Genomic DNA, 13,064 nt, shown 5'->3' with positions numbered 1-13,064 from the left:
AAAGATAGCAGGTGGCTCCTGCTCTGGCGGAGCCGGTGGAGGAAGGTGACGCGCGGTTTCGAAGCTGGGCTAGGGCAGGTCGCGCAGGGTGAGCTGATAGCTCTCGAGAAGGGTCCAGGCGCCATTCGATTCCTGGCCTTCGAGGTCGAATCGATAGTCGGCGGCGGGGAAGGCGCGACGCGACAGCAGAACCGAGAAGTTGCCGAGGTCGCTCAGCAGGAGGCCGTTGCCGAGCCACAGCAGATCGCCGTCGGGCTGTCGAATCAGCAGGCGGTAGGCGTCGTGGGCGCCGGCATCGGAGAGATTGAGGGTGACCGTGAAGCGGTCCATGGCCGCCGGGATCTCGAGCTCATTGCGTTGACCGCTGCCGCGCACGAAGCTGTCCGGAAACAGGTCCGCTCCGGGAACGAAGAGCTGCGGCGTCGGCGGCGTGCCGACGTCGGACGTCAGCTGGTCGAGGCGACGCGAAAGCTCGGCGACCTGATCCTGGGCGGACTCGAGCTGCTCGCCGAGCTCGTGCGTTCGGCGTTCCGTCTCGGCCCGGAGCTCGGCCTGCAGCTCGGCTCGGATCTCGGCGGGTGTTCCTGCCGTCGACGGACTGCTCGAGCTGGCTGCCCGGGCCTGTCGCTCCCAGCGGGCCGCCTCCTGACGGCTTTGAGTCAGGAAGAAGACCAAGGCGAGAGTCGCCACCAGGAGGGCCGCTGCGGCGAAGAACCAGGGGTTTTTGCGGAGCTCCCCGCGCGTCAGGAAGTCGATCACGTCCCCCTCGGGGGATTCCTCGCCTCCGTCGATCGGTGGCGGCGAGACTATTTCCTCGAGAGCTTCGTCCGACGAAGCCTCGAAAGCCGCCTCCCGAGTCCTCTCGCCGCGGCCGGCGACTTCGTCTTCGCCGAAAGACAACCGTCGGTCGAGGGCCTGCCAGGCGGCGAGCTTCTGCTCCTCCCACTGCGCCAGGGGCCGCTCCTCGTCGGGGGCTTCCAGGTCGGCCAGGTCGAGCACCGACTCGGGGCAATCGCCGCGGCATTCGGCGAGATGGGCTTGCACCTCGGCCGTCCGCTCCTCCGTCAAGCGTCCTCGGCGGTAGGCGACGAGCTCCTCGAGGCTCGGGTGGAGGTCAGGGTCCGTGCTCATCTCGCCTCTCGTCGTTCGCCGGCCGCAGCGCTTGGCGCAGCCGTTTGCGGGCTTGGAACATGTGGACCTTGACCGTGTCCTCGGCGATTTGCAGTACTTCGGCGATCTCGACGTAGGAGAGATCGCGTTCGAGCCAGAGCTGGACGCAAGCTCTCATCCGGGGTGGCAGGTCGGCGACGGCGGTGCGCAGGGCGTCGCCGCGTTCGAGGCGCAGAAAGTCCGCCAGGGGGTCGTCGCTGGCCAGCGTCGGAAGCTCGATCGGCTCGCCGTCGAGGGTGGTCTCGAGGGGTAGCTCGCGACCGCTCCGGCGATGCACGATGACCCGCAGGCGCTTGCGGGCGGCGTTGCGCGCCAGGCCCAGGAGCCAGGCTTCGAAGGGCGCTTCCCAGCGGTAGGTCGCGACGCTCTGATGAACGCCGACAAAGACGTCCTGCACCAAGTCCCTCGTCTCCTCTTCAGAAAAACCCCGACGCCGGAAGCTCCGGTAAAGGGGCCAATAGTATCGGTCGAAGAGGTTCCGAAAACCGGCTTCGAGGTTTACTCCGCGCTGCAGATCGCGGACGATCCGGGCGGTTGCGGACGGGTCTTCGGGGGCCGCTTCGCCGGCATCCTGGCGCAAGCCGCCATCCTGCAAGGAGACGAGAATCTCCCCATCGGAATCGCTCACGATTCTCCTGTCTCGCCTCCATTGGGGTTCGGGCTCAGCGGCGTCATCATAGCTTTCTACGGGCGACGAGAAGAATTCCTTGGCCCGCCGGTGTGCTTCTGCCGGTCCCTGGCGAGAGGGCCTTGGGCTCAGTCGGCGGCCGGCAGGCCTTCGAGCTGCTCCTCGATTTCCTCCCAAGCGCCCATCAAGCGGTCGATTTCTTCGCGGCGCTTTTTCTGCTCCGCTTCGAGCTTGTTCACCTCCTTGCGCGGCGTGCGGTCGAAGTAGGTCGGATCGCAGAAGAGCTCGTTGATCTCGTGGATGCGCGCTTCGAGCTTCTCGACCTCGGAGGTGATCTCGTCGCGCCGCGCCTCGAGGCGACGGCGTTCCTTGCGATGGCGATTCTGATCATTCTTCGAAGGGGCCTTGGAGGGCTTGGCCTTGCGTTTGTCCTTGCGCGCCTTGAGCAGCACGGTGTCGGCGTCGAGGTGGTCGTCGCCACAGTGCTCGAGGTACTCGTCGTAGCTGCCGGCGAAGTCCTGAATGCCCTCGGGCGTGATCTCGAGAATGCGCTCGGCGAGCTGCGAGACGAACCAGCGGTCGTGGGAAACGAAAATCAGCGTACCGTCGTAGTCCCGCAGGCCCTGGACCAGAGCCTCGATGGCTTCGAGATCGAGGTGGTTGGTGGGCTCGTCGAGGAGCAGCAGATTGGGCTTCTCGACCGCCAGACGACTGAAGACGAGGCGCGCCGCTTCGCCACCGGAGAGGCTGCCGACCTTCTTCTCCGCCTCGTCGCCGGAAAACAGCATCAGCCCGAGCTGGCCGCGGACGAAGCCGATCGGCTCCATCGGGCAGATGTCCCACAGCCAGCCTTCGACGGTTTGCTTGGGGTCGCCGAGGAGCTCCTTGTGATCCTGGGCGAAGTACCCGGGGCGGGCTTCGTAGCCCCACTCCGAGGTCCCCGCGTCCTGCTCGACGACGCCCATGACGATCTTGAGCAGGGTCGACTTGCCGATGCCGTTGGGGCCGAGGATCGCCAGGCGATCGCCGCGCCGTACCGTCAGCGAGACGTTCTCCAAGACCTGTTTCTCGCCATAGGCCTTGCTGATGTCTTCGAGGATCAGCACTTCCTTGCCACTCGGGCGGGTTTGGCGGATCTTGAACTTGGGATAGCGCCGAGAGCTCTGGGGTAGAGGCTCGAGGTCTTCGGTCATCTTGTCGATGAGCTTCTGCTTGCTCTGCGCCTGGCGCGCCTTCGACGCCTTGGCGCGGAAACGCTCGACGAAACGCTGGTGGTCGGCGAGCTGCTTCTCGCGATTCGAGATCTCTTTCTCGCGGCGGTTGCGCTCCTCGACCTTGGCCAGGCTGAAGGCGCTGTAGTTGCCGGTGTAGAGACGGATGGTCTCGTAGTCGACATCGGCGATGTGATTGCAGACGTTGTCGAGAAACCGATGGTCGTGGGAGATCACCACGGCGCAGCCCGGGTAGTCGACGAGGAACTTCTCCAGCCATCGGATCGAGACGATGTCGAGATGGTTGGTGGGCTCGTCGAGGAGCAGAGCATCGGGGTTGGCGGCCAGCACCTGGGCGAGGAGTACCCGCAGCTTGAAGCCGCCGGAGAGGGTCGAGAGCGGCAAGCGATGCTGGCTGGTCGGGATGCCGAGGCCTTCGAGCACCTCGCCGGCGCGTGCCTCGAGGGTATAGCCGTCGTGGCGCAGGATGATGTCCTCGAGCTCCGAGTAGCGATCCGCGTCGAAGGATTCGTCGGCCTTGGCGAGGAGTTTTTCCTTCTCGGCCATGGCCGTCCAGACCTCGCCGGCGCCCATCATGGCGACGTCCAGAATGGCGTGCTCTTCGAGCTCGAAGTGATCCTGTTTGAGGACACCCAGGCGTAGCCGCTTGGGGATCGAAAGGGTCCCTTCGCTGGCCAGTTCCTGGCCCGACAGGATCTTGAGGAAGGTCGATTTTCCGGAGCCGTTGGCCCCCACCAGCCCATAGCGGTTGCCGGGGTTGAACTGCATCGAAACGCCCTTGAAAAGGGTCTGAGGGCCGTAGGATTTGCCCAGCTCGGAGACGGCGATCATGGGCCTTCGACCCTATCAAGGGGGCTGGGCCGTCACCACCCGATGGACGGACCTGGAGGGGGTTCGCAGGCTGCTGGCGGGCAGGGCCGGTCGGTGGAGCGAATTTTGCACAAGTTTTGGTGCGACTCGACATCATCAGACGCCTTTTGGCGCTCGGTGTCCCTTTTTTGCGCCCATGCCTGTCCGAATTCGCATTCCGCGACCGAATCGCCGCCGGATTTTGCTCTGGACGGGCGGCATCGGGCTCGTCTTCGCTTTGCTCACCGGTTGGCTGCTGTGGCCGTTCTGGCAGCTCTCCGGCCAATTTGCCGACCACCACGCCCGTCAGCCGTCGCGGCTCTATGGGCGTTCGGCCCTGCTGGCGGTGGACGACCTGCAGAGCGCCGACGCCATCGCGAGTCGCCTCGACACCCTCGGCTACCGGGTCGCCGGCGACGGCGCCTTGACGCCCGGCACCTATCGCTCCGGCGGTGGCCGCCTGAAGGTCCGTCTGCGGCGCTTCCCGACGCCCGCCGGGACGGCCGGCGGCGAGGTGCTCGAGGCGACCTTCCGGGGCCGTCGCATCGTCGCCCTCGAGCTCGCCGGCGAGGCAGTGCCGTCGGCCCTCCTCGATCCGCCCTTGCTGGCTTCCTACTACAGCGATTCGCGGCAGGACCGGCGACCGGTGCGCGGTGCGGACCTGCCGGCCCACCTGGTGGCGGCGGTACTGGCGGCGGAAGACGACCGCTTCTTCGATCACGGCGGTGTTTCCGTGACCGGCGTACTGCGCGCCGCCTGGGTCAACTTCCGCGGTGGCGAGGTACGGCAGGGCGGCAGCACGCTGACCCAACAACTGGTCAAGAACCTCTATCTGAGCCCCGAACGAACCTGGCGCCGCAAGTCCCGGGAAGCGGTGCTGGCGGTCTTTCTCGAGGCCCGCTACGACAAGCAGCAGATCCTCGAGGCCTACCTCAACGAGATCTACCTCGGCACTGCCGGTGGAGTTCAGCTGGTGGGGGTCGGGGCGGCGGCTCGGGCCTTCTTCAGCAAGCAGGTGGAGGAGCTCAACCTGGCCGAGGCGGCGACCCTGGCGGGCATGATCCAGTCGCCGGCGCGGCGCGACCCGGTGCGCCATCCGGAGGTGGCGCGCCAGCACCGCGACCGCGTCCTGCGCCGTATGGCGGTTCTCGGCGAGGTGCCGGCAGCGCAGATCGAAGCCGCTCTCGGCGAAGAGCTGACGGCGCGCCCGATGGCTCCCCGTCAGCGGGCGGTGCCCTTCTTCGCCGATGCGGTGGCGCGAGAGGCGGCGGCGCGCTTCGGCATCGACGATCTGGCGGATCGCGGCTATGTGCTTCTCTCGACCCTCGAGCTGGCCGACCAGCAGCGCGCCGAGGAAGCTCTCCGCTGGGGGCTCGAGGCCCTCGAGGATGGCTGGGAGAAAGGTCGCAAGGTGGCGGTGCCGCTGGAAGGCGCCTTGGTTTCGACCGATCCTCGAGATGGCAGCATCCTGGCCTATGTCGGGGGTCGCGACTACGGTCGCAGCCAGTTCGACCGCGCCGGCCAGGCGCGGCGTCAGGCCGGCAGCGCCTTCAAACCGGTGATCTACTCGGCGGCCTTCGACGGTGGGGTGGCCTCGCCGTCGTCGATGGTCGAGGACGCTCCTCTGACGGTGCGCCTCGCCAATCAGCGCTGGTCGCCGCAAAACGACGACGGCAGCTTCAACGGCTGGGTGAGCGTGCGTACGGCCGTCGAGCGCAGCCTCAACGTCGCCACCGCCCGCCTGGCGCTGCAGGTGGGATTGCGGCCGATCATCGACCTCGCTCGTGGCCTCGGCGTGACCGCGCCGCTGCAGCCGGTGCCCTCCCTCGCCCTCGGGGCCTTCGAGGTCAGCCCGGTGGAGATGGCGACGGTCTATTCGACCTTCGCCGCCGGCGGCCGGCGACCGACCCTGCACGGTCTGGTGGCGGTGCTCGACCCCGCCGGCCGACCGCTGGCCGGCGAGCCGCTGGCGCCGGCGGAGCAGGTGCTGAGCCCGCAGGCCGCCTACTTGATGACCTCGGTGCTCGAGGGGGTCTTCGAGCGCGGCACGGCGCGGGTGACCCGGCAATGGGGCCTGCGGGATCCGCTGGCGGGCAAGACCGGAACCACCAATGGTCGCCGCGATAGCTGGTTCGCCGGCTATTCTCCGGATCGCGCCACGGTGGTCTGGGTGGGTTACGACGACAACTCCGAGACTCGCCTGTCGGGCGCCCGGGCAGCCTTGCCGATCTGGTCCCGCTTCACGGCGCGGGTGCGCCCCGCCGGCGGCTTTCCCGTCTTCGCGCAGCCGGAGGGCATCGTCACCGCCTTGGTGGATGCCGAGTCCGGTGGACTGGCGACCAACCGCTGCTACCGAGTGATCACCGAGGTCTTTCTCGAGGACCAGGTGCCGGCCTACGTTTGCGATCTCCACGGCGGCCGCTATCGGCGCGAGCCGCCGCGGGTGCGGGATCATCGTTTCCGCAGCTGGCTGCGACGGGTCTTCGGCGACGGCCGCTAGCAGGTTGCTCAAACTCATCGGCAACCTGCTTCCGGGCCCGGAAGGGCTGGGCGCCCCCGGCCCAGCGGCGGCGTAGCCGCCGCGACGGGAGAGGAGGCCCCAGAACCGCGCGTCTTGGGCCGGAGCGGGACGCGTACTCAGGGGCGCGTAGCCCCTCTCGGAAAAAACAGCTAGCAGCGCTGGAAAAGTTGCGAAGCGGACTTTTTCAGCAGCCTGCTAGGCCCCTCGCCGCCATCGGCGACAGCGATCCATGGCGCCGCTCTTCGCGTATGGTTAGCAGGTTGGATTTGCTGTCGGCGGCGCGGGGCCTGACCAAGCCGCCGTGTTCCATGCTCGTGAGAGTCGAGGAGAAGAGACCATGCGCCGATTCGAGAAGTTCGTTCTCGTCCTGTCCCTGCTGCTGCTCGCCGGTGTTGCTCAGGCCCAAGATACGGGCGCCGATTGCACCCTGACCTTCGATGCCGTCTGGAGCGCCGCGACCCATCCCACGGAGTTCCCGCCGGATCCTCACTTCTCGCCCCTGATCGGCGGCTCTCACAATGACGACGTGGCCTTCTGGGAGCCCGGTGGCACGGCGACGACGGGCATCCAGGTGATGGCCGAGTTCGGCAGCACCGGTCCGTTGACCACGGAAGTCAATGCCGCCATCCAGGCGGGCACCGCCGATGCCGTGATCTCCGGCGGCTCGATCCCCGTCTCGCCGGGGCAGGCGCTGGCGAATTTCCGCCTCGAGCCCAGCCATCCCCTGGTGACTGTGGTCACCATGATCGCGCCGAGCCCCGATTGGTTCCTCGGAGTGCACGGCCTGTCGCTGTTCGACCAGGGGAGCTGGACTGCCCAGCAGGTGGTCCAGCTAGCGCCCTACGATGCCGGAACCGACTCGGGAGTGAGCTACACCTCCGGTAACAATCCGACCGTTCCGCGCGGCGTGATCACGCAGCTCACCGGTCATCCCTTCGGCGGTAGCACCTCCCTCGGCACCTTCACCTTCAACTGTGCCAGCGACCTGATCTTCACCGACGGCTTCGAGAGCGGCGACCTCTTGGTCTGGTCCTCCTCCCAGTCCTAGCTCGGGCCATCCATCCCGCCGCCTTCGGCGGCTCCCCGGCGAGGCAGTCTCGCGAGGCCTTGAGCGACAAGGCCTCGCGCCGTTGTCGCCTGTCCGTCACTTGCGGTGACGGGGGGTCTCGTGAGAACATCTTCTGCATAGGCACTTACTCATGGATGTACGATGCGCGCCTTGGCTGTGAAGCCGCCGCGCGGTCGATCCAGGAGCGGGAAACAACCCGATCGGCGATCGCGAAGCGGTTACTTTTCTCACTGCGCAACGCCAGTGCCTTTTGATGACCTTTTCTTGCTCTTGCACACTCGATAGAGGGTGGCGTGTATCTCTCGTGCCGCCAGCCTCGCCAGTCTCCACGTGCGCAGACACGAGATGGATTGCATGCCCCAGATTTCAGGAAGGAGCACGAACATGAAGCATTTCTTGCGTTTCGGGATTCTCGCCCTCGCCTTGGCGCTGATCCCCACCGTTGCCACGGCGGCCCCGCAGCCGATCAAGATCGAGTACGGCGGCTCTTACGTGCAGTGGTTCCCTCAGACCGACTACAAGCTCGCCCGTCTCACTGTCGGCGGCCCGGACTGCCTCTCGGACACCTACGAGTTCCGCGCCGGCGAGGCCATCTTCTTCGAGATTTTCGACAATGAGGGACGCCTGCGGCCCGACGGCACCTACACCTTCGACCTGACCCTGGCGCCCTTCATCAAGGAGCGTCCGGAGGAGATGGTCGCCGGCGGCGACGCCCAGCTCTGCCGCGGCCGTGAAGGGCTGCCCGATCTTTCGGTGTTGACCTCCACCGGTTACGTCACCATCTTCCGCGGCAAGATCGCCTATCCGGAGGAGCAGGAAGATCGCTTCGTCGCCGACACCACGCCGGCCAGCGAGTCGGCCCTTGTGGACGGTGGCCTGGGTGCCGTTTCCGGCGGCCTGGTGGGTGATTTCGATCCCAACGAGGTCCAGTCGACCCACGCCGCGGATCAGGTCATCCTCGACGACCTGATCGTCGACGGTAGCGCCTGCATCGGCTTCGACTGCGTCAACGGCGAGAGCTTTGGCTTCGACACCATCCGGCTGAAGGAGAACAACCTGCGCATCAAGTTCGACGACACCAGTGTCGCCGCCAGCTTCCCGCGCACCGACTGGCAGCTCACCGCCAACGCCTCGGCCAACGGCGGCGCCAGCAAGTTCTCGATCGACGACATCTCCGGCAGCCGCACGCCGTTCACGGTCGAGGCCAACGCCCGCAGCCACTCGCTCTACGTCGACGACGGCGGTCGGGTCGGCATCCGCACCTCGACTCCGTCGACGGAGATCCACGTCATCGACGGCGACACCCCGACGCTGCGTCTGCAGCAGGACGGTTCCTCCGGCTTCGCGCCGCAGACCTGGGACGTGGCCGGCAACGAGACCAACTTCTTCATCCGCGACGTCTCGAGCGGCTCGACGCTGCCGTTCCGCATTCGTCCGGGCGCGCCGACCAGCTCGATCTTCATCGATGTCGACGGTGACGTCGGTCTCGGGACCGCCTCGCCGGACGAGGAGCTGCACGTTCTGGGCACCGGTGGCGACACCATGGTCAAGATCGAGGAGACCAACGGGACCTCCGCCCAGCGCACCCTTCTCGAGCTCGAGAACAACGGTCGCGTCGAGTTCCGCCTGACGGACAGCAACTCGAGCAGCGAGTGGGTCTTCGCCAACGCCAACAACGGCAACGAGTTCATCGCCACCAAGGGCGGCACCGGCGTCAACGAGATGGTGATCAATGCCACCACCGGTGACATGACCATCGCTGGCGACTACTTCTCGGACACCTGCGGCGGCTCGCCTTGCGCTCCGGACTACGTCTTCGAGCCCGACTACGAGCTGATGCCGTTGGCCGAGCTGGAGAGCTACATCAAGGCCAACAAGCACCTGCCGAACATTCCCTCCGCCGAGGAGATGGCCGGTCCCATCAACATGTCGCAGCTGCAGCTCAAGATGCTGGAGAAGCTCGAGGAGCTCACCCTCTACACTCTCGAGCAGGAGCGCACCATTCTCGAGCTTCGTGAGCGCCTGGCCGCTCTCGAGGACGGCGAGTAAGGTCGAGCTCGATCGGCTACGCGGTCGAATGACCGCGTAACCTTCTACGGCCGCCGCCGACTCTGCTCCGATGAGGGCAGCGTCGCGGCGGCCGTCGCTATTTCGGCGGTTGGGGCTCTTTGATCGCGCCGCGAGGCTGTGGCATCCTGGAAGTGAATATGTGCGTACCGAATATTCTCCTTCAGCACTCGCGAATTCGGGGGCACGATGCGCTTTGAGACCGGCACCTTCCTCGGCCGGGGCGGCATGGGGGAGGTCTACAAGGTGTGGGATCCTCGCCTCGAGCGCCACGTCGCCCTCAAGGTGCTGCGCGCCTACAGCGAGGAGGCCGCCGGGCGGCTGATGCGCGAGGCGCGCGCCCAGGCCCGTCTCGATCACCCCAACATCTGCAAGGTCTACGAGGTCGGTGAGGATGCCGACCGGCCTTACATCGCGATGCAGTGCATCGAGGGGGCACCGCTCGACGAGGTCGCCGAGAGCATGACCCTCGAGCAGCGGGTGCGGGTGATCGCGCAGGTCGCCGAAGCGGTTCACGAAGCCCATCGCACCGGCCTCATCCATCGCGATCTCAAACCTTCCAACATTCTGATCGAGGAGGAGACCCTGCGGCCCTATGTGGTCGATTTCGGCCTCGTTCACCAGGAGGACGGCACCTGCCTGACGGTCGAGGGAGCGGTGCTCGGGACGCCGCCCTACATGGCGCCGGAGCAAGCCGACGGTGGCAGTGCGGCGGTCGATCGGCGGAGTGACGTTTACAGCCTCGGGGCGACTCTCTACGAGCTCCTCACCGGTCAGGCGGTGTTCGCCGGCAGCGCGACGGAGATCCTGTTCAAAACCCTGCATCAGGAGCCCCGATCGCCCCGGGTGCACGATGGCCGTCTGCCCGCCGATCTCGCCGTAGTGGTTCTCAAATGCCTGGAGAAGCAGCCCGAGCGGCGCTATGACTCGGCGCGCTCGTTGGCGGCCGACCTGTGGCGCTTTCTCGATGGTGAGCCGATCCTCGCCAAGCCGCCGAGCCTGGCCTACCGGCTGGTCAAGAAGGCGCGCAAGCATCGCGCCTTGGCGGCGGTGGTCGCGGTTGCCGGTGGCGCCATCCTGGTGTTTGCTTTTCTCGCCCTCGAAGCGCGCTGGCGGGGGCAGCGGGAAGCCGAAGCGGCGCAGCGCTTCACCGCCGAGGTCAAAGATCTGGAGTGGCTCCTGCGGGCCGCTCGGATGAGCCCGCGCCATGACATTCGTCCCCAGCGGCAGGCGGTGACCGAACGACTCGCGGCCCTCGAAGGACGGGCTGCGTCGGCGTCCGATGGACTGCGCGGACCGGCCTCCTACGCCCTCGGTCGAGGCTACCTGGCCCTCGGCGACCTCACCCTGGCCCGCCGTCATCTGGAGGCGGCCCAGGAACGCGGCTACCGGCCACCGGAAGCGGCTTACGCGCTGGGCGTGGTCTACGGTCGCCTCTACGAACAGGCGGCGGACGCCGCCGCGGCGATCTCCGACCGCGCTGCCCGGGCGACGACCCTGGCCCAGGCCGAGGCCGAGCTGCGGGCTCCGGCCCGGGCCCTGCTCGAGGCCAGCCGCGGCAGCCTGGGGGGCCAGGCGTCCTACCTCGAGGGCCTGATCGCCTTCTACAGCGACCAGATGGAGGACAGTCTCGAGTTCGCCGAAGTGGCGGTCCGGGAGGCTCCCTGGATGTACGAAGCGCACCTTCTGCGGGGCGATGTTTTGGCGGCGGCGGGGGACGCTCTGCGCATGGCCGGGGATCGGGATGCGGCGAGCGAGCGCTTCGGTCTCGCGGGCGAGGCCTACGAGCGGGCCGGCGAAGTGGCGGCGAGCGCCGCCGAGGTGCCGCTGCGCCTCTGCGAGCTGTGGGCGAAGCGCATGGAAATGGCGGTCTACGGTCGCGGCGACGATACGGCGCCGTTGCTCGAGGAAGGACTGCAAGACTGCCGCGCCGGGCTCGAGATCGATCCCGACTCGGCGTCCATCGAAAGCGCCATCGCTTCCCTCTGGACGGTGCGGACGGTCCAGCTCGAGGTGCGCGGGGAGAAGCCCGCGCAGGCCTGGCAGGAGGCCGAGACCCACGCCCGGCGGGCGGTCGATCTCGATCCCGAGAACTCCCTGGGGTGGATGCGCTTGGCCTCCGTCTACAACGACCAGGCGCGATTCCGCATGCAGTCCGGCGAGCAACCCGCGGTCGAGATCGAGCAGGCCCTGGAGGCGGTCCGGCGAGGCATTGCGGCGGCCCGCAATCCTGCCTTCTTGCTCAACCTCGAGGGCATGATCCTCAACCGTCGGGCCCGTTTCGAGCGCTCTTCCGGAAACGACCCGACGGTCGACCTCGCCGCCGCCATCGGCGCCTACGATGCCGCCCTCGAGGTCGACCCGAGATACGGCTATGCCCTCAACAATCTCGGTCGTGCCTTCACCGATCGGGCGCGTTGGATCCGCTCCCAGGGGGGTGATCCGGAAGCCGATCTGGCGAGTGCCGTCGGGGCCTATCGCCGGGCCCTCGAGATCAATCCCGAAAACGCCTTCGCGAGCAACAACCTCGGGGTCGCCCTGATGGACCGTGGCCTGGTGGCGATGGAGCGCGGACGCGATCCGCGGCAGGACCTCGAAGAGGCCGATGCCGCCCTCGGTGCCAGTCTCGAGGTCAACCCCGACTATGCCTCGGCGCACAACAACCGCGGCATGATCCGGCTCAATCGGGGGCGCTTCGAGAACTCCCGCGGGCGCGATCCGTCGGCTTTTCTCGCCGCCGCCATCGTCGCCCTCGATGAAACCGTTCGCCTCCACGGACGGGCTTTTCAGCCGCACGTCAACCTGGGCCGAGTCGAGGCCATTCGGGCCCGCTGGAACGCGGCCCAGGGGGCCGACCCGCTGCCGTCCCTGGCGGCGGCTCGGCAGCACTACCGGGAAGCCCTGGAGCGCAACCCGCGCTACGCGGCGGGGCTGGCGGAGCTCGCCGATGTCTGGGTGATGACGGCGCGTTGGGCAGTGACGGCGGAGCTTCGCCGGCAGGCCCACGAGGCGCTCGAGCGGCGTGCCGCCGAAGCCCTCGCCATCGACCCCAGCTCGGTCGCCGCGCGGCGGGCGTTGGTCGCCGGCGCCCTGCTGCGGGCCGAGGCGCCGGGGGCGCCGCGGCGAGAGCTCCTCGAGGCTGCCGACGGGGAGCTGCGCCGGGCCCTCGGTCAGCGCTCCTCGGATGCGCGCTGCGGTCTGCTGGCGGTGCGCCTCGGCCGCCTGTGGGCGGAGCTCGAGCCGGAGCGTCGCGAGAGCCATCTGAGGCGCGCCCTGGAGACTCTGGCGCCGGCCCTCGAAGGCAAGCCCGGCGATCCCGAGCTGCTCGCCGCGCGCGGTCTTTTGGGCGCTGATCTCGGTGATGGCGAAGGCGACGCTCTCGAGGATCTCAGCCGCTCCCTCGAGCTCAATCCCCGGCCGCTGGTGTTCTCTCCAGACGAGCTGATGGCGGCGCGGGATCGCTTGCTGAGTCGCCGGGGTGCGTCTCCTTCGCCGAGCTCGGCGGCGCAGGTCGCGACCGGTCCCTGA

The 13,064-nt window shown here is 67.6% G+C and carries 7 protein-coding genes; 4 read left to right on the top strand and 3 right to left on the bottom strand.

The window, feature by feature from the left end; all coding sequences use genetic code 11:
• Positions 1–69 precede the first annotated feature (69 nt).
• From AAF604_06715 to AAF604_06705, 3 genes are all read right to left on the bottom strand, one after another.
• On the bottom strand, positions 70–1,131 hold the full coding sequence (locus tag AAF604_06715; protein MEM7049331.1) for a zf-HC2 domain-containing protein: 1,062 nt from the start codon (positions 1,129–1,131) through the stop codon (positions 70–72).
• On the bottom strand, positions 1,115–1,798 hold the full coding sequence (locus AAF604_06710; protein ID MEM7049330.1) for a sigma-70 family RNA polymerase sigma factor: 684 nt from the start codon (positions 1,796–1,798) through the stop codon (positions 1,115–1,117). Before AAF604_06710 ends, AAF604_06715 begins: the two co-directional genes overlap by 17 nt.
• A gap of 128 nt (positions 1,799–1,926) precedes the next feature.
• On the bottom strand, positions 1,927–3,861 hold the full coding sequence (locus tag AAF604_06705) for an ABC-F family ATP-binding cassette domain-containing protein (protein ID MEM7049329.1): 1,935 nt from the start codon (positions 3,859–3,861) through the stop codon (positions 1,927–1,929).
• Positions 3,862–4,036: 175 nt separating this feature from the next.
• Between AAF604_06705 and AAF604_06700 the strand changes: the two genes are divergently transcribed.
• The 4 genes from AAF604_06700 (at position 4,037) to AAF604_06685 (ending at position 13,064) form a co-directional block, all read left to right on the top strand.
• The gene (locus AAF604_06700) at positions 4,037–6,379 is read left to right on the top strand and encodes a PBP1A family penicillin-binding protein (GenBank protein ID MEM7049328.1); all 2,343 of its coding nucleotides are present in this window, start codon (positions 4,037–4,039) and stop codon (positions 6,377–6,379) included.
• 358 nt (positions 6,380–6,737) lie between these two features.
• Positions 6,738–7,448, top strand: a complete 711-nt coding sequence (locus tag AAF604_06695) for a spondin domain-containing protein (protein MEM7049327.1) — start codon at positions 6,738–6,740, stop codon at positions 7,446–7,448.
• Between the two features lie 405 nt (positions 7,449–7,853).
• Positions 7,854–9,518: a hypothetical protein gene (locus tag AAF604_06690; protein ID MEM7049326.1), complete on the top strand. Its 1,665-nt coding sequence runs from the start codon at positions 7,854–7,856 to the stop codon at positions 9,516–9,518.
• A gap of 207 nt (positions 9,519–9,725) precedes the next feature.
• On the top strand, positions 9,726–13,064 hold the full coding sequence (locus AAF604_06685) for a protein kinase (protein MEM7049325.1): 3,339 nt from the start codon (positions 9,726–9,728) through the stop codon (positions 13,062–13,064).

The sequence above is a fragment of the Acidobacteriota bacterium genome (assembly GCA_039028635.1).
In the GTDB taxonomy this organism is placed as follows: Bacteria; Acidobacteriota; Thermoanaerobaculia; order Multivoradales; family JBCCEF01; genus JBCCEF01.
The sequence above is the reverse complement of the archived record's forward strand: the minus strand, read 5'-3'. Positions and strand labels throughout refer to the sequence as shown.